The 17,147-nt window shown below is 70.5% G+C and carries 14 protein-coding genes; 9 read left to right on the top strand and 5 right to left on the bottom strand.

The window, feature by feature from the left end:
- Positions 1–13 precede the first annotated feature (13 nt).
- Positions 14–538 (bottom strand): MarR family winged helix-turn-helix transcriptional regulator, encoded by a 525-nt coding sequence (locus tag ACFWFI_RS07865; protein WP_387386881.1) that lies wholly within the window; start codon positions 536–538, stop codon positions 14–16.
- A 39-nt stretch (positions 539–577) separates the two neighbouring features.
- Here ACFWFI_RS07865 and ACFWFI_RS07860 point away from each other — a divergent pair, with 39 nt between their 5' ends.
- On the top strand, positions 578–1,474 hold the full coding sequence (locus tag ACFWFI_RS07860; protein WP_387386878.1) for an EamA family transporter: 897 nt from the start codon (positions 578–580) through the stop codon (positions 1,472–1,474).
- A 114-nt stretch (positions 1,475–1,588) separates the two neighbouring features.
- The gene (locus tag ACFWFI_RS07855; RefSeq protein ID WP_387386876.1) at positions 1,589–2,434 is read left to right on the top strand and encodes a S1 family peptidase; all 846 of its coding nucleotides are present in this window, start codon (positions 1,589–1,591) and stop codon (positions 2,432–2,434) included.
- Between the two features lie 50 nt (positions 2,435–2,484).
- On the opposite strand, the gene ACFWFI_RS07850 is transcribed toward ACFWFI_RS07855, so the two are convergent.
- Both ACFWFI_RS07850 and ACFWFI_RS07845 read right to left on the bottom strand, forming a co-directional pair.
- Positions 2,485–4,107 (bottom strand): N-acyl-D-amino-acid deacylase family protein, encoded by a 1,623-nt coding sequence (locus tag ACFWFI_RS07850; RefSeq protein WP_387386874.1) that lies wholly within the window; start codon positions 4,105–4,107, stop codon positions 2,485–2,487.
- A 41-nt stretch (positions 4,108–4,148) separates the two neighbouring features.
- Complete coding sequence (locus tag ACFWFI_RS07845) at positions 4,149–5,450, bottom strand: type III PLP-dependent enzyme domain-containing protein (RefSeq protein WP_387386872.1); 1,302 nt, start codon at positions 5,448–5,450, stop codon at positions 4,149–4,151.
- 139 nt (positions 5,451–5,589) lie between these two features.
- On the opposite strand from ACFWFI_RS07845, the gene ACFWFI_RS07840 reads away from it, so the two are divergent.
- The 4 genes from ACFWFI_RS07840 (at position 5,590) to ACFWFI_RS07825 (ending at position 9,471) form a co-directional block, all read left to right on the top strand.
- Positions 5,590–6,648: a sugar kinase gene (locus ACFWFI_RS07840; protein ID WP_387386870.1), complete on the top strand. Its 1,059-nt coding sequence runs from the start codon at positions 5,590–5,592 to the stop codon at positions 6,646–6,648.
- Positions 6,645–7,403 (top strand): IclR family transcriptional regulator, encoded by a 759-nt coding sequence (locus tag ACFWFI_RS07835; RefSeq protein ID WP_387386868.1) that lies wholly within the window; start codon positions 6,645–6,647, stop codon positions 7,401–7,403. Before ACFWFI_RS07840 ends, ACFWFI_RS07835 begins: the two co-directional genes overlap by 4 nt.
- Positions 7,404–7,409: 6 nt before the next feature.
- Entirely contained in the window at positions 7,410–7,820 is a 411-nt protein-coding gene (locus ACFWFI_RS07830; protein ID WP_387386865.1) for a RidA family protein, read from the top strand.
- 175 nt (positions 7,821–7,995) lie between these two features.
- Complete coding sequence (locus ACFWFI_RS07825) at positions 7,996–9,471, top strand: GntP family permease (RefSeq protein WP_387386863.1); 1,476 nt, start codon at positions 7,996–7,998, stop codon at positions 9,469–9,471.
- Between the two features lie 65 nt (positions 9,472–9,536).
- On the opposite strand, the gene ACFWFI_RS07820 is transcribed toward ACFWFI_RS07825, so the two are convergent.
- A complete protein-coding gene (locus ACFWFI_RS07820; protein ID WP_387386861.1) occupies positions 9,537–11,630 on the bottom strand; it encodes a serine/threonine protein kinase in 2,094 nt (697 codons plus the stop codon).
- A 179-nt stretch (positions 11,631–11,809) separates the two neighbouring features.
- On the opposite strand from ACFWFI_RS07820, the gene ACFWFI_RS07815 reads away from it, so the two are divergent.
- Positions 11,810–13,117: an Nramp family divalent metal transporter gene (locus tag ACFWFI_RS07815; RefSeq protein WP_387386859.1), complete on the top strand. Its 1,308-nt coding sequence runs from the start codon at positions 11,810–11,812 to the stop codon at positions 13,115–13,117.
- Positions 13,118–13,196: 79 nt separating this feature from the next.
- Here ACFWFI_RS07815 and ACFWFI_RS07810 read toward each other — a convergent pair whose 3' ends face one another.
- Entirely contained in the window at positions 13,197–14,930 is a 1,734-nt protein-coding gene (locus tag ACFWFI_RS07810; RefSeq protein WP_387386856.1) for a chitinase, read from the bottom strand.
- Between the two features lie 542 nt (positions 14,931–15,472).
- Here ACFWFI_RS07810 and ACFWFI_RS07805 point away from each other — a divergent pair.
- Together ACFWFI_RS07805 and cpaB are read left to right on the top strand one after the other, a co-directional pair.
- Positions 15,473–16,357, top strand: coding sequence for a hypothetical protein (locus tag ACFWFI_RS07805; protein WP_387386853.1), 885 nt, complete (start codon positions 15,473–15,475; stop codon positions 16,355–16,357).
- Between the two features lie 84 nt (positions 16,358–16,441).
- Entirely contained in the window at positions 16,442–17,146 is a 705-nt protein-coding gene (gene cpaB, locus ACFWFI_RS07800) for a Flp pilus assembly protein CpaB (RefSeq protein ID WP_387386850.1), read from the top strand.
- Position 17,147: the final 1 nt, after the last annotated feature.

Below are 17,147 nucleotides of genomic sequence, written 5' to 3'. Positions count from 1 at the left end.
GTCGTACTCCGGGTCAGGCGTCCGGCCGCGGCGGCTCGACGCGGGCCAGCCAGGCGGTCAGCAGTGTCTCCAGCTGCACGGCCTCCTCCGGCGACAGTGCGTCCAGCAGGCGGCGTTCGTTCTGCATGTGCGCCCCGAAGGCCTGGTCGATCAGGTCCCGTCCGGCCGGGGTGAGCGCCACGACCCGGCCCCGTCCGTCGGCCGTCGAGCGGCGGCGCGTGACGAGGCCGTCGCGCTCCAGGCGGTCGATCCGCTTCGTCATGGCGCCGGTCGTGACCATGGTGTGAGCCGCCAGCTCACCCGGGGCACGCTCGAACGGTTCGCCCGCGCGCCGGAGTGCCGCCAGCACGTCGAATTCGCCCTCGCCCAGACCGTGACGGCGGTACACGGCGCACAGTTGCTCGGTGAGCAGCGCGCCCAGCCGGTGCAGCCGCCCGATCACGGCCTGCGGGCGCACGTCGAGATCCGGGCGCTCCCGGGCCCACTCGGCCTGGATCCGGGCGACGTGGTCCAGCGGTTTCTCGGGATGTTCCTGCATGACTTCACTATAGCTTCCGAGGAAGACATAATAGCTTCCATGGAAGCTGGTCTGCGCTGGACGCTCGTCACGGCTGTGGCACCCGTGTCGTGGGGCACGAACTACTTCGTCACCCAGGCCTGTCTGCCCGCCTCGGACCCCCTCTACGGCGCGGCGATCAGGGCCCTGCCCGCAGGCCTGCTCCTCCTGGCGGTGCGCAGGGAGCTGCCGCGGGACTCGTGGTGGTGGCGCAGCGCCGTGCTCGGTCTGCTCAACACGGGCGTCTTCTTCGCCCTGGTGTACATCGCCGCCCAGGCGCTCCCGACCAGCCTGGCCTCGACGATCATGGCGACCTCGCCGATGGTCATGATGGCGGTGGCCTGGGGGCTCGTCGCGGAACGTCCGCACGCGCGGCACCTGGCCGGTGCGGTCATCGGTGCCGGGGGAGTCGCGCTCATGCTGCTCGGCGGTGCGGCGTCGGCCTCGCCCGGCGGAGTGCTCGCCTCCGTGGCGGCCATGCTCCTGTCGTCCCTGGGGTACGTCCTCGCCAAGCGGTGGGGCGGCGAGGTCGATGTACTCGCCTCGACATCCTGGCAGTTGATCGCCGGCGGACTGTTGCTGCTGCCGTTCGCCGTGCTCGTCGAGGGCGCGCCGCCCCACCTGGACGGGCCGGCCCTTCTCGGCTTCGCCTACGTCGCCGTGGTGGCGACGGCCCTGGCCTTCGCCGCCTGGTTCGCCGGCCTGCGGCACCTGCCCGCCGCGACGGTCGGCCTGGTGGGGCTGCTCAATCCGGTGACGGGGGTGCTGCTGGGAACGCTGGTCGCGGGCGAGACGCTCACGGCCCGTCAGTTCTGCGGGCTCGGCCTGGTGCTGGCGGGGGTCCTCCTCGGGCGGCCGGTGGCCAGGGGAGGGGTCGAGGCCCGTGCGGCCTCGCGGGTGGCGGGGCCGGTGCGCTGATCCGTGCGGCGGCTTGATTTCGCCCCTTGTTGGACCTCCCTCCTGTGCGCAAGCATGCGCATGTCAAAAACCGGAAGAACTCCGGTCACTGGCACATCTGGAGGGGACCCCCACATGAACAAGCCTCTCGTCGGCGCACTTCTTTCCGTCCTGCTCCTCGGAGCGGGCGTCGCACCCGCGGCGGCGTCCACGGCCACGAGCCCGGGCGAGGCCGAGGTCCGCGCCAAGGCCGTCACCTTCGCCGGTACGGTCGCGCTCAGCAACTGCTCCGGCTCTGTCGTCCGGGCGCCGTCGTCGCTGCCCGGCGACCCCGCCCTCGTCCTGTCCAACGGCCACTGCCTGGAGACCGGCTTCCCGGATCCGGGCGAGGTCGTGATCGACAAGGCGTCGACCCGCAGCTTCACCCTGCTGAACGCCGCGGGCAGCGGTGTCGGCACCCTGCGAGCGTCCAAGATCGCGTACGGGACCATGACGGACACCGACGTCTCGCTGTACCAGCTGACCCGCACCTACGCCCAGATCGAGAGCTCCTACGGCATCAAGGCCCTGGAACTCGACGCCGCCCACCCCGTGAAGGGCTCGGCGATCACGGTCGCGTCCGGTTACTGGAAGCGCACCTACAGCTGCGCCGTCGACGGGTTCGCGTACCGCCTCAAGGAGGGGGCCTGGACCTGGAAGGACTCGGTCCGCTACACCTCCGCCTGCCGGACCATCGGAGGCACGTCCGGGTCCCCGGTGATCGACGACGCCACGGGCAAGGTGGTGGCCGTCAACAACACCGGGAACGAGGACGGGCAGCAGTGCACGGACAACAACCCGTGCGAGGTGGACGAGAACGGCACCGTGACCGTGCGCGAGGGCATCAACTACGCCCAGCAGACCTACGGCATCGTGCCGTGCATCGGCACCGGTAACCGGATCGACCTGAACCGGGCGGGCTGCGCACTGCCCAAGCCGTAGGGACGGCGACGGGGCGGGGGCCGGTCAGGTCCCCGTCCCCGCCCCCGCCCTCAGCCCCGGGTGACGCCCGTGCCGCGCACCGCCCGGCCCGCCAGGGTGGAGGTCCGCTTGCCGTCCTCGACGACGAAGCGGCCGTCGATCAGGACGTGCGGGATGCCCACAGGGAGCGTGCGCGGCTCGTCGAAGGTCGACCCGGCCGCCACCGTGGCCGGGTCGAAGAGCACCAGGTCCGCGCGGTAGCCCTCGCGGACGTGGCCGCGGTCGGGCAGGCGCAGCCGCGCCGCGGGCCGTGAGGTGAGGTGGGCGACGCACTCCTCCAGGGAGAGGATGCCCAGCTCCCTCACGTAACGGCCGAGGTACTGGGGGAACGTGCCGTACGCGCGGGGATGCGGCTTGTCGCCCTGGAGGATTCCGTCGCTGCCGCCGGTGTGCACCCGGTGGCGCATGATCTGCCGGACGTTCTCCTCATGGCCGACGTGCTGGAGGATCGTCGTGCCCAGCCGGTCCTCGACGAGCACCCGGCGGGCCGTCACCCACGGCTCCTCGCCGTGCAGCCGGGCGGACTCGGCCACCGTACGGCCGACGTAGCCGGACAGGTCCGGGTTGCCGACGCCGGAGATCTCGATCCGGTCCCACTCGATCGGGACGCCGTGGCAGCCGTCGGAGCCCAGGACCTCCATGTGGTGGCGGATCCGCTCCGCCGTCGCCTCGTCCGCGAGCCGGGTCAGGATCGACTCGGGCCCGCCCTCGCTCGACCAGCTCGGCAGCATCGCCACGAGGGTCGTGCAGCCGGGCGTGTACGGATAGGTGTCGAGGGAGATGTCCGCGCCCGCCGCGAGGGCGTCGTCCAGGAGGGAGAGGAGTTCGGGGGCCTTCCCCTTGTTCACGCCGAAGTTCATGGTGGCGTGGGCGAGATGGAGGGCGCAGCCGGCGTCGCGGGTCAGCTGCACCATCTCCTCGTACGCCTGGAGGGCTCCGGCGCCGTACGAGCGGTGGTGGGGGCAGTAGTAGCCGTCGTGCGCCGCCACCACCCGGCACAGCTCGGTGAGTTCGGCGTCCTTCGCGTACATCCCGGGGGTGTAGGTCAGGCCCGAGGACATGCCGACCGCGCCCTCGGCCATGCCCTGGGCGACGAGCTCCTTCATGCGGTCCAGCTCGGCCGCGGTGGCGGGGCGGTCGTCCCAGCCGACGGCGAGCATCCGGACCGTGCCCTGCGGGATCAGGTAGGCGGCGTTGACGGCGATCCCCTGGCCGCCGAAGTTGCGGTCGAGGCGGTCCAGGTAGCCGCCGACGGTGCGCCAGTCGAAGTCGATGTCACTGCCGTCGCCGTTCCAGCCGGCGATGGAGCGGCGGACCTCGGCGAGGGTGCGGTCGTCGGCGGGGGCGTACGACAGGCCGTCCTGGCCGAGGACCTCCAGGGTGACGCCCTGTGCGGCCTTCGCGCTGTGGTCGGGGTCGCGCAGCAGAGCGAGGTCGCTGTGCGCGTGCATGTCGATGAAGCCGGGCGAGAGCGCGAGGCCGTCGGCCTCCAGGGTGCGGGCGGCCGTGGGGCGGGGGCCGTCGCCCTCCCCGCGGATCTCGGTGATCCGGCCGTCCGTGATGCCCACGTCGGCGCGGTAGGAGGGGGCGCCGGTGCCGTCGATGACGCGGGCGTCGCGGATGACCAGGTCCATGGGTTGTCGCCTTTCGGGGTGGGGGAGCGGTTCCGCCGGGATCAGAAGAAGGTGCGGATGTAGTCGGTGACGGTGCCGTCCGCCTCCACCAGCGGGATCAGCTGCCACTTGTCGAAGGAGGTGCAGGGGTGCGAGAGGCCCATGCCGATCCAGTCGCCGACCTCCAGCTCGGCGCCCGCCTCCGTGCGCACCCAGCCGTGCTGGTCGGACAGTCCGCTGACGGTGATGCCGGTGGCCGGACGCACCGAGCCGTCGCGCGCGGAGCGGACGACCTGCGCCTCGGGGAGGTCCAGGTCGTAGGCGGCGTCGCGCTTGCCGGCGTTGACGAAGGCCTGCTCGGGGGTGGGGCGGGAGACCACCTGGGCCCAGAGGCGGAAGGCGGGCTGCAGGGTGCCCTCCTCGGGGATCCGGTTGAAGGGGGTGAGGTGGCGGTAGTGGCCGTCGTCGTGGCTGACGTACGCGCCGGATCGCAGCAGCTTGAGGACGGGCCGGCTCAGTGAGGGGATCTCCGCGAAGACATCGGCGACCGCGTCGAACCACGCGCTGCCGCCCGCGCTGATCAGGATCTCCTCGCCGTCGGCAAGCGCGCCGAAGCGTCCGGCCCCGTCGAAGTCCGCCGCCAGCGCGACGAGTCGGCGCAGCCACTCCCGTACGCGCTCGGGGGAGGCGTCCGGCACCTCGCCCTCGTAACCGGCGACGCCCACCAGGCGCAGGGTGGACGCGTCGGCCACCGCGTCGGCCACCGCCGCGCAGTCGGCCTCCGTGCGGGCACCGGTGCGGGCGCCCTGGCCGGCTCCCAGCTCCACCACGACATCGACGGGGCGCACGGCACCGGCCGCGCGCAGGGCCTCGTCCATCAGCTCGACGCCGCGTACGGAGTCGACGTAGCAGGCGAACGTGAAGTCCGGGTCGGCGTCCAGCTCGCCGGCCAGCCAGCGCAGCGCCACCGCGTCGACGAGCTCGTTGGCCAGGAAGATCCGCCGGATGCCGTAGGCGCGGTACACCCGGGCCTGATGGGGGACGGCGGCCGTGATGCCCCAGGCGCCGTACTCCAGCTGACGGGCGAAGAGCTGCGGGGACATCGACGTCTTGCCGTGCGGAGCGAATGCCAGGCCGTGCCGCTCCGCGTACGTCTCCAGCAGGGCGAGGTTGGCCTCGACCGACTCGGCGGAGAGGGCCAGCACGGGGGTGGTGAAGCCCCCCGTGAAGAGGTTGCGGCGCTCGGCCGCCAGGGCGCCGACGGTCAGCCCCTCCGCGTCGGGCGGCAGCGCCTTGAAACGGTGGTCGACCCGTTCGCCGGCGAGTGCCGTCACGGACTGTTCGGGGGACTGCTCGGCGGCCAAGAGGATCTCCTCGGGGAAACTAGTCGTTGCATTCTGTGCAACAGGCGTTGCGTATATCGCTCAAGGCTGTCTAACATCCGAGCCGATGCCGGGTCAATGGTGAGCACCGGCGCCCACGGCCGACCATGAGGAGCCCAGAGTGCCCGGATACGCAGCCAGGACAGCCACCGCGGACGTCGTCTGCCTCGGTGAGTCCATGGTGACGTTCCTGCCCTCGCAGCCGGGCCGCCTCGCCGACGTCCCCTCCTTCGGCCGGGGCATCGGCGGCGCCGAGTCCAACGTCGCCTGCGCGCTCGCCGCCGCGGGCCACCGCGCCAAATGGGTCGGACGGGTAGGCGCCGACGGCTTCGGCGACCACCTCGTCGACACGATCGCCGGCTACGGGGTGGACACCTCCGCCGTACGGCGCGACCCGGGCCGCCCCACCGGCATCTACTTCCGCACGGCGACCGACCGGGCCACCGACGCCCACGAGGTGGCGTACTACCGGGCCGGTTCCGCGGCCTCCGCGATGTCCCCGCACAACGTCCCGTACGAGGACCTCCTCTCCACCCGGATCCTGCACCTGTCCGGCATCACGGCGGCGCTCTCCGCCGACTGCCTGGCACTCCTCCACGACCTCACCGCCCCCCGCGACGGCCGCCCGCCGATCTCCTTCGACGTCAACCACCGGCCCGGCCTGTGGCGGGACGGCGAAGCCGGCCCGGAGGTGCTGCTCGACCTCGCCCGCCGCTGCGACCTCGTCTTCGTCGGGGAGGACGAGGCGGAAGAGGCATGGGGAGTCCACGGCACCGAAGCGATCCGTGCCGCCCTGCCGGAGCCGGACGTCCTGGTCGTGAAACGGGGCTCGGAGGGCGTCACCGTCTTCTCGCGTACCGGCGACAGCCCGGAGAGGGACACCGTGACCACGGTCCCCTCCCTCCGTGTCGACGTCGTCGCCGCCGTCGGCGCCGGTGACGCCTTCGCCGCCGGGTTCCTCTCCGCCACCCTGCGGGACCTGCCCGTACGCGACCGGGCCCGGCACGGCCACCTCATGGCCGCCGCCGTCCTCACCGTCCCCGGCGACCTCACCGGCCCCCCGCCCCGCGCGTACGCGGACCGGCTCGCCGCCCTGGACGACGAGGCCTGGGGCACACTTCGTCTCGGCCCCGGCTGGACAGCCGCCGCCGGGGCGAACGAGGAGGTACGAGTCACATGAGCCAGACCGTCGACCGCGCGCTGAGCATCCTGCCGCTGCTCGCCCAGGGCCCCGCCGACCTCGGCCAGGTCGCCGAGCGGCTCGGCGTACACAAGTCCACGGCGCTGCGCCTGCTCCGTACGCTCCACGAGCACGGCCTCGTCTACCGCCAGGAGGACCAGCGCTACCGCCTCGGCGCACGCCTCTTCGCGCTCGCGCAGGAAGCCGTCGAGAACCTCGACGTACGCGAGATCGCCCACAGCCACCTCGTCGCGCTCAACGAACAGTGCGGTCACACCGTCCACCTCGCGGTGTACGAGGAGAACGAGGTCCTCTACATCGACAAGGTCGAGAGCCGCTACCCCGTGCGGATGTACTCACGGATCGGCAAGCCCGTCGCGATCACCGTCGCCGCGGTCGCCAAGCTGCTCCTCGCCGACCTCACCGAGCCCGAGCGGCGTGCGATCGCCGAACGGCTCGACTACCCCATGTACACGTCCCGTTCGCTCCCGAACGCCGGTGCCTTCCTCAGGGAACTCGCCGTCGTGCGCGAACAGGGCTGGGCCACCGACCTCGGTGGCCACGAGGAGTCCATCAACTGCGTCGGCGCCCCCATTCGGGGCGCGGACGGGCGGGTCGTCGCCGCCATGTCGGTGTCCGCACCGAACGTGGTCGTCACGGCCGAGGAACTCCTCACCCTGCTCCCCCTGGTGCGACGCACCGCGGACACCATCAGCCGGGAGTACTCCGGCACCACCCCCACCAAGAAAGCCTGAACCGCCATGACCGAGAAGACCGCCCTCACCCCCAGCACCCACACCGCCCCGCCCGCCAAGTTCTCGCACGGCGTGAGGAAGGGCAACATCCTCCAGGTCGCCGGTCAGGTCGGCTTCCTGCCCGCCGTCGAGGGCCAGGCCCCCACCCCGGCCGGCCCGACGCTGCGCGAGCAGACCCTGCAGACCTTCGCCAACGTCAAGGCGATCCTGGAGGAGGGCGGCGCGAGCTGGGACGACGTGATGATGATGCGCGTCTACCTCACGGACGTCGACCACTTCGCCGAGATGAACGCGATCTACAACGAGTACTTCGAGGAGCAGGGCCTCAAGGCTCCCGCCTCCGCACGTACGACGGTGTACGTCGGCCTGCCCAAGGGACTGCTCATCGAGATCGACGCGCTCGCGGTCCTCGGCTGATCACCTGATCCGCCGACCCGGCGATCCGCCCCCCGGAGAGCCGGCTCCCCCGGACCGCTCGCCCCACCGCACCACCCAGCAGAACGGCACGGCGCCCCACCCCTCCCGCAGAGGGGCGCCGTGCCGCGCTCCCCCCTGCCCCGAAGGACCCCGTCACCAACGGAGTTGACCGCTCATGCTGCTCGCCGCCGCCGCCCCCGCCCCAGAGGTGCCACCCCACACCGGTGGACTGCTCCTCCTGATCGGCGGGACCCCCGGTCTGCTGACCGTCGCCGCCCTCGGGATCGTGCTCCTGCTCTTCCTGATCATCAAGGCCAGGCTGCAGCCGTTCGTCGCGTTGCTCGCCGTGTCCATAGCCGTCGGCCTGGGTGCCGGTCTCTCCGTCACCGAACTCTTCGGCACGGTCCAGAAGTCCGCGGCCGTCTCCGTCATCGAATCCGGCATGGGCGGCATCCTCGGGCACGTCGCGATCATCATCGGCCTCGGCACGATGCTCGGCGCGATCCTGGAGGTGTCCGGCGGGGCGGAGGTCCTGAGCGCCCGCCTGCTGAACCTCTTCGGCGAGAAGCGCGCCCCGCTCGCCATGGGCCTCACCGGCCTCATCTTCGGTATCCCGGTCTTCTTCGACGTCGGCATCTTCGTCCTCGCGCCGATCGTGTACGCCGCCGCCAAGCGCTCCGGCAAGTCCGTGGTCCTGTACGCGATGCCGCTGCTGGCAGGCCTCTCGATGACCCACGCGTTCCTGCCGCCGCACCCCGGACCGGTCGCCGCCGCAGGCCTCTTCAACGTCTCCCTCGGCTGGGTCATCCTGATGGGCGCCCTCGTCGGCATCCCGTCCGTCCTCGCCGCCTGGGGTTACGCCGCCTGGATCGGCAAGCGCATCTTCGTCGAGGTGCCGCAGGACATGGTCGAGGCGGCCGAGGAGTCCAAGGCCGCGGTCGTCGCCGAACAGCGCGCGTCCGGTGTCACCCCGCACGAGAAGCCCGTCCCGCTCGGCACCGTGCTCGCGATCATCGGCACCCCGCTGGTGCTCATCCTGGCCGCGACGTTCTCCTCCATCGCGCTGGACCCGTCCACCCTGCGCTCGGTCATCGAGTTCTTCGGCAACCCCTTCGTCGCGCTGACGATCGCCCTGCTCCTCGCCTACTACCTCCTGGGCATCCGGCGAGGCTGGTCCCGCAAGTCCCTCGAGTCGGTCTCCACCTCCTCGCTGAAGCCCGTCGGCAACATCCTGCTGGTCGTCGGCGCCGGCGGGATCTTCGGTGCGGTCCTCAAGGGCAGCGGCATCGCCGACGCCCTCGCCGACACCTTCAACGACGTCGGCCTGCCGGTCATCCTGCTCGCCTGGCTGATCTCCGTGGCGCTGCGCGTCGCACAGGGCTCGGCGACGGTCGCCATCGTCACCACGGCCGGCATCGTCGTCCCGCTCGTCGAGGGCCAGGGCATGTCGCAGGCCCACCTCGCGCTGATCATCATGGCGATCTCGGCGGGTTCCATCTTCGCCTCGCACGTCAACGACGGCGGGTTCTGGATGGTCTCCAAGTACTTCGGCATCTCCGAGCGCGACACCCTGAAGACCTGGACGGTGCTGGAAACGGTCCTCTCGGTCGCCGGTTTCGCGGTCGCGGCGGCGCTGAGCCTGGTGATCTAGGGCGTCCCGCCCGGATCACGCCGGACCGGTCCGATTGCGGGCCGGTCCGGCCTGGTCCTTACGTCTCAGACCCATTTGACGCAGAGCACCGTCTTGTCGTCGTTCACCTCGAACCGCCAGTAGTCCTCCTGGTCGTTCCGGTTCTCCGAGCAGTAGCCGGGCGGATAGGTCGACTCGGCGCGCCAGCGGCCGGTGATCTCCAGGATCGCGTTGTAGCCCTCGGGCACGGTGTCCTTGCCGCAGCCCCACACCGTCATGAGCCGGCCGTTCAGCATCTGGTCCCCCTCGTGCTTGGCGGGGAAGCACTGCCCCACGCGGAACTGGCGCTCCACACAGAGCGTGGTGCTGAACTCCGATTCGGACCCGGCGTGGGTCCAGAACGACTCGCCGGTACCGCTCGGGCAGTCCGAGGAACTGATCCCGCTGTCCGTCGAGGTCACCCGGAGGTAGGCGTCGCCGGCATCGCAGTCCACGGTCTCCGGAGTATCGGTCGACCAGTCGCCGTACCCGTCGTCGGAGGCGGTGAGGCAGTCCCCGGACGACACCTCGCCGAACGCCTCGTCCTCCGCGTCGGGCGTCGGCTCGGGAGTCGGTCCGGGCTGCTCGTAGCCGGTACCGGTGTTCGTGCCGGTGCCGGCATCGCTGTCGGTGGTCGCGGTGGCACTCGTGCTCGTGCTCACCCTGCCGCTGGAGCCCGTATCGCTGTCGGGCCTGTTGGCCAGCCAGAGGACCAGAGCGACGATGGCCAGCACCACCAGCCAGCCCACGGCGGACGACGTCTTTCCCGCAGGGGCGGGCGGGTGTGTGGGCGTCCGGGCCGGAGTGGGGCGGGGCGTCCTGGCCGGCGCTCCGGTCGAGGCGGAGGACGCCCGGGACGCCTGCTGCCGGGCGCGCGCCCGGGCGGCCTGCTTCTCCGCACGCTCCCGCTCCTTCTTCTCCGCCTTCTTCCGCTCCTGCTCCCGCAACCGCTCCCGTTCGCGCTGTGCCCGTTCCTGCTGGGCGAGCTCGCGTTGGGCGCGTTCCCGCTCGACCCGTGCGCGTTCGGCCTCCTCCTGCTGGACGCGCTCCTGCTCCAGCCGTTCACGTTCGGCCTGCTCACGCCGGGCCTGCTCACGCCGGGCCTGCTCGCGTTCGGCCTGCTCGCGTTCCCGCGTGTACACGCGGGTCGGGCCCGGCGGCGGGACGATGCCCGTGAGCTGGTCGACCGTGACCCCCTCGGGATCCGCCCCGCCCGTGCCGATGCCGGCACCACGGGCCAGGTCCCGCCCATGACGTTCGTACGCGCTGATCAGGTCCGTCCAGCGCTGCGGCAGCCAGCGGCGGCCGCCCTGCGACACCGGAAGCCCGGCCAGCGACTGCCGGAAGAGTGCCAGCATCTCGGCCGGGACGGGCCGCTGCGCGGGGTCGGCCGCCAGGCAGGGACGGATCAGCGTCGTCAGTTCCTTGGGCAGGCCGTCGAGGTCGAGCTGGCCCCGCTGCACCTGGGCCAGCAGGGCGAGCGTGTCGCTGTCGGCCCGGTAGGGGGGCCTGCCGAGCGCCAGATGGAACAGGGTCGCCCCGAGCGAGTACACGTCCGACGCCTCGGTCGACGGCTCACCCCGCGCCTGCTCCGGCGAGGTGAAGGCGATCGTGCCCAGGGTGAGACTCGTGCGGGTGATGTCGTTCGCGTGCGAGATGCCGAAGTCGATCACACGCGGGCCGGGGAGCGGCAGCAGAATGTTCTGCGGCTTGAGATCCCGGTGGATGATGCCCTCGCCGTGCAGCGTGACCAGCGCCTCCGCCGTGCCCGCCGCCAGCCACCTCACGGCCGAGGCGGGCAGCGTGCCCGCCGTTCGCACGAGCTCGGACAGGGGTGGTGCGGCGATGTAGTCGATCGCCATCCACGGCCGTTCCGCCCGCGGGTCCGCGTCACGCACCTTCGCCGTGAACACGCTGTCGATGCGTTGGGCCAGTTCCACCTCGCGGGTGAACCGCCGTCGGTCGACATCGCCGACGACACCCTCGGCGAGCAGCGTCTTCACAGCCACCAGCTGCCCCTCGGCGCTCCGGGCGAGGTAAATGCGCCCCATGCCGCCGGAAGCCAGCCTCCCGATCAGTTCGTAGCTGCCGAGCGTCGCCGGATCTCCGCTCCCCAGCGGATCAACTCGCGCGCCTGCCATGTGACTTCCCCCGTCCAGCGCCCTACGGTCCAGCGCGACAAGCGTCCCACGGGGACTGGGGGAGTGCACCGCTGTCTCCTGTCACGGAACGTCCACAGCTGTCCCGGGGCGGAGGGGGCCTGGCGGGGGTATCACGCGCCCTCTTGTGCGAAGCGGAACTTTACGCTTCGTTGATCGACATGGCGGAGACAAGCGGAACCACAGAGACCGGGGAGCTGGACTCCCGTCCACGTAGATCCAGTTGGAAGTACATCGGGCCCGGCATCGTCGTCGCGGCGACGGGCGTCGGAGCCGGCGACCTGGTCGCGACGCTCATCGCGGGAAGCAAATTCGGCTACACCCTCATGTGGGCGGCCGTGATCGGCTGCCTCGTCAAGATCTCCCTCGCGGAGGCGGTGGGCCGCTGGCACCTCGCGACGGGCCGCACCCTCTTCGACGGCTGGCGCACGCTCGGCGGGTGGACCACGGGCTACTTCGCCGTGTACGTCGTCATCTGGGGCTTCGTGTACGGCGCGACGGCCATGTCCTCCAGCGCCCTGCCCATCGTGGCGCTCTTCCCCGACGGTCCGGGCCTCAAGACCTGGGCGATCATCACCGGGCTGATCGGCCTGGTCTTCGTCTGGTTCAACCAGTACGCCGTGTTCGAGAAGGTCATGACGGTCCTGATCGGCGTGATGTTCGTCGTCGTGGTCTACGTGGCGATCCGCGTGGTGCCGGACGTCGGCGCATCGTTCGCCGGGCTGCTCCCCGTACTCCCGGACGGCTCCCTGATCTACACGCTCGGCCTGATCGGCGGGGTCGGCGGCACCATCACCATGGCGGCGTACGGGTACTGGGTGAACGCCAAGGGCTGGTCCAACTCCTCCTGGATGAAGGTGATGCGGATCGACAACCGGGTCGCCTACATCACGACGGGCATCTTCGTGGTCGCGATGCTCATCGTCGGCGCCGAGCTGCTGCACTCCTCACAGATCGCCCTGACGAAGGGCGACCGGGGGCTGATCGACCTCGGCCAGATCCTGGAGGACCGCTTCGGTGCGGGCACCGCGAAACTGTTCCTGGTCGGCTTCTTCGCGACGTCGTTCTCGTCGCTCATCGGTGTGTGGCACGGCGTGAGCCTGATGTTCGCCGACTTCGTGGAGCGGATCCAGGCCGCCGGCCGTGGTGACGCGGGCGTGGAGAAGGCGGGCAGCGGGACTGTCGGCCGGCAGGAGCGGTCCGTGCCCTTCCGCGCGTACCTGCTCTGGCTGACCTTCCCGCCGATGACGCTGCTGTGGCTGGACGAACCCTTCGGACTGGTCATCGGCTACGGGGTGCTGGGGGCGTTCTTCATGCCGTTCCTGGCACTGACCCTGCTGTGGCTGCTCAACTCCGACCGGACACCGAGGGAGTGGCGCAACGGCTGGCTCAGCAACGGAATGCTGAGCGCGGCGGGACTGCTCTTCATCGTGCTGTGCGTCCAGCAGGTGCGCGAACTGCCCTGGTGACACCGGAGTACGGATCCACACGCACGCAGCAGCGCCGCCGGGGGAGCGGCGGCGCTGCTGGATCGGAGGTCCGACAGGGTTACGGCAGCCCGTGGACGTGCGGGCCGACCGCGCTGGACCAGGCGTTGCCCGCGGTGGCGTCCCAGTTCGTGGACCAGGTCATCGCGCCGCGCAGGTCCGGGTAGGTCCTGGAGGGCTTGAAGGAACCGCAGGAGGTTCCCTTGGCCAGGCAGTCCAGGGCCGCGTTCACGACGGACGGGGCGACGTAGCCGCTGCCCGCGCCGCGGGTCGAGGCGGGGACACCGAGGCCGACCTGGGACGGGGCGAGGCCGCCCTCCAGCTGGATGCAGGCGAGCGCGGTGAGGAAGTCCACCGAGCCCTGGGAGTAGACCTTGCCGTCACAGCCCAGCATGGAACCGCTGTTGTAGTACTGCATGTTGACGACGGTCAGGATGTCCTTGATGTTGAGCGCCGTCTTGAAGTACTCACCGGAGGTCGACTGCATGTCGATGGTCTGCGGCGCCATCGTGATGACGAGGCCGGAGCCCGCCTTCGACGAGAGGGAGCGCAGCGCCTTCGTCATGTAGGTGGAGTTGAGGCCGTTCTCGAGGTCGATGTCGACGCCGTTGAAGCCGTACTCCTGGATGAGCGCGTACACCGAGTCGGCGAAGGCGGTCGCGGAGGCGTCGCTGTTGACGGCGACGGCCCCCTTCTCGCCGCCCACCGAGATGATGACGTTCTTGCCCGCGGTCTGCTTGGCCTTTATGTCCGCCTTGAACTGGGCGACGGTGTAGCCGTTCAGCCCCGCCGAGTCCAGGTTGAAGGTGACCGCGCCGGGCGTGGCCGTGGCGTCCGCGAAGGAGACGGCGATGATGTCGTAGTTCGCGGGGACGTCGCTGAGCTTCTGGACGGTGGCGCCGTTGTTGAAGTTCTGCCAGTAGCCGGTCACCGCGTGCTTGGGCACCGAGGTGACCGGGCCGGGGCCCGGATCGGTGGCCTTCGCCGTACGGCCGCTCACGGTGGCCGACTTCACCGACTCACCGGCGGAGTTGGTCGCGCTCACGGAGAACTGGTACGCGGTGTCGGCGGCCAGCCCGGTCACCGTCGCGGAGGTGCCGGTGGAGGTCGTCGCCTTCGTCCCACCGCGGTAGACGGTGTAGCCGGTCGCGCCGGAGACCGCGTTCCAGGTCAGGGCGACGGAAGAGGTGGTCGTCGCTCCCACGGTCAGCCCGGCGGGGGTCCCGGGGATCGCGGGCTCCGGGTCCGTGCCACCGCCGCCGTCCGGCCCGGTCACCTGTACGTCGTCCGCGAAGTAGGCGGCCTGGCCGTACCAGCCGTGGGTGTAGACGGTCACCGAGGTGGTGGAGGGGCCGGTGGTGAAGCTGGTCTTCAGCTGGGTCCAGGCGCTGGACCCGGGCGACCAGGTGGAGACGTCCGTCGTGCCCGTGCCGCTCGCGCCGATATAGGCGTAGCCGCCCTGCACCCAGGAACTCAGCGTGTAGGTGGAGCCGGGCTTCACGGCCACGGTCTGCGTGCACTTGGCGTTGTCCTGCCCGGCCGGGGTGGCCTTGAGCGCGGAGGTGCCGCCGTGTACGGGGGAGGAGACGGTGGCGCCACTGCCCCCGGAACAGGTCCAGTTGGCGAGCCCGGACTCGAATCCGGCGTTCTTGGCCACGTTGACATCGGCCGCCTGCGCGGTGCTGACGAGCCCGGTGACGGCCAGTGCCCCGGCCGCGACGACGGCGACGGCCCCGCCGAGGAGCGGCCGGACCCGGCGTCTTCTGTGCCTGCTGCTGCCTGCGGAGCGTTCCACTTGCTGCCTCCGGTGGGGGAGTTGGGGGTGCTGGCGGGAACGGTGGCCACCGTTGGCCGATAAACTGGTCCAGACCAATCGAGTTGTCAAGACCTCTGGTGGTACGGATGCGTACGGCGAGGCGTAACCGGAGGGTCGGGCCGTGTTCACCCACACCTTCGGGTGACCGAACCCGCGCCCCCGGGGTGCACTCGCGCGGGTGAAGTGGCCGGGGCTCCCGGACCGTGACGGAGTGGATATCCTGGGGTGCGGGGGAAAGCGGGTGGAGCCCGTTCTGACGTGGGCGGATGAATTCCCGCAGATTTCAAACCCGAACGGGCCGGGTAACTCTGTGCAGTGGTACAGGAGTTAACGACTCTGCTTTTCGTCCGATTTCGTACGGAGGCGTTGCGAACGCCTGTGCCGCACGAGTTCGTACTGGGTTCCGATATCTGTTCTCTGCCTGGTATGACGTGGCTAAAGTGCTGGGGAAGAAGCACGGAGCAGGAGCGATTGCGGCCGGAGTCACCCCAGACGACGGCCGGAGCCGAACGGGGAAGAGCGTGCCCACCGCAATAGCAGTGACCAGTGCTGATCTGGTGCTACCGCCGACGGATCAGCAGACGCCCACAGCGGCCTTGCTGCAGGCGCCCGAAGCCCAGCCCCTGGATCTCGCGATCGGTGACATGCACCTGCTTCTGGAGCAGCACGGCTATGTGATCGCGGTCTATCCCACGGGCATCAGCCCCGCCCATGAACGCAGGCTGCACGCCATTCGCTCGGTCCTGGAGAGCGACCGCATCGCCCTGCTCAAGGTGGACCTGCCGCCGCTGGGCGTGGCCGTACTCGTGCGCCAGCTGCGACAGCTGTCCATCTGCGACTTCAGCCCGGGAGTCGTGGCCTCGGCGGCCAGGCTGCTCGCCCACTACATCCACGCCGGAGCCCTGCTGAACTCGGTGGCCAGGCTCGACCGGGTGCCTGTCAGCCTCAAGACGCACGCCAAGTCCTGGGTGCCCGGCTCGACGTTCGCCGTACTCGCCGGCCCCAGCCCGCAGCTCATCAAGGTCGGCCCGTCCGTGGAACCGCCGGCCGGGCCGTCGTTCGCCACCCAGCTGCTGATCGCCAAGGGACAGCTGACATCCGAATGGGTCCAGCAGACCCTCGCTCCGGCATGGGGGGTGCAGGCCGTTCAGGAGTGCGCGCTGCCCTCCGGTTCGCCGCGCTGGTGGGGGACCGGGAAGCTGATCGAATTCGCTTCCTTCCTCCCGGACATCTCCGTGATCTATCAGCTCGTTTCCTCCGTACGACGGGAAAACTGCCACTGGTGCGGAATGGAGCTCATCGGCGACCGCTGCGGGTTCTGTTCCTCCCCCCTGGCACCGCCGGAGAACCGAATGCACTCCGCGGGTGTCCTGAACCATGGAGCGCCCGCGCCACCGAGCTCCTAGCGCGCCCAGGGCTCTCCGCAGACACCGCGCATCCCTCTCTGTCCGCTGCTCCACGCATCCGATTCGAACGAGGTTGTCCGGCCCATGAACTCCCGCCAGCGCCGCGGCGTGATACTCCTGCTCCTGTCGGTCCTGTGCGCCTTCGGCGCGTTCGCCGGGGTGCTCTCGGTGATCAGCGACGTCAACTCGAAGGTCGGGCCCGAGGTCGACGCCTACCGGCTCAAGATCGACGTGGCCCCGTACACGGCCCTGGCCGCCGGGCAGTTCGAGAAGGTCTCCATGCCCGAGCGCTGGCTGTCGGACAACGCCGTCACGGAGATCGACGAGATCGACGGAAAGATCGCCGTCACCGAACTGCAGAAGGGTTCCCTGATGCAGTCCGACATGATGGTGAAGAGCCCGGAACTGAGGCCGGGCGAGCAGGAGATCGCCATCATGATCGACGCGGCGACGGGCGTGGCGGGCAAGATCCGGCCGAACGACAAGGTGAACATCTACGCCACCTTCGCGGGCGAGCAGGACGGCGAGGTGTCGCAGTCCAAGGTCATCGTCTCCAACGCCAAGGTCCTCGACGTCGGCGAACTGACCGCCCTGGACCCGGGGAAGGACGACAGGAACCAGGCGACGGAGGCCGTGCCGATCACCTTCGCGCTCAACACCCTGGACACCCAGCGCGTTGCCTACGCCGAGTCCTTCGCCCAGCACGTACGTCTCGCACTGATCGCTCCCGGCAGCGACGGCACCATCCGTCCGGGCGACCGGACCTACACGCTCGACAACGACAAGTGAG

This window comes from Streptomyces sp. NPDC060209 (assembly GCF_042728155.1).
Lineage (GTDB): Bacteria > Actinomycetota > Actinomycetes > Streptomycetales > Streptomycetaceae > Streptomyces.
Note: the sequence above shows the minus strand (reverse complement) of the source record. Positions and strands in the feature narration are given on the sequence as shown.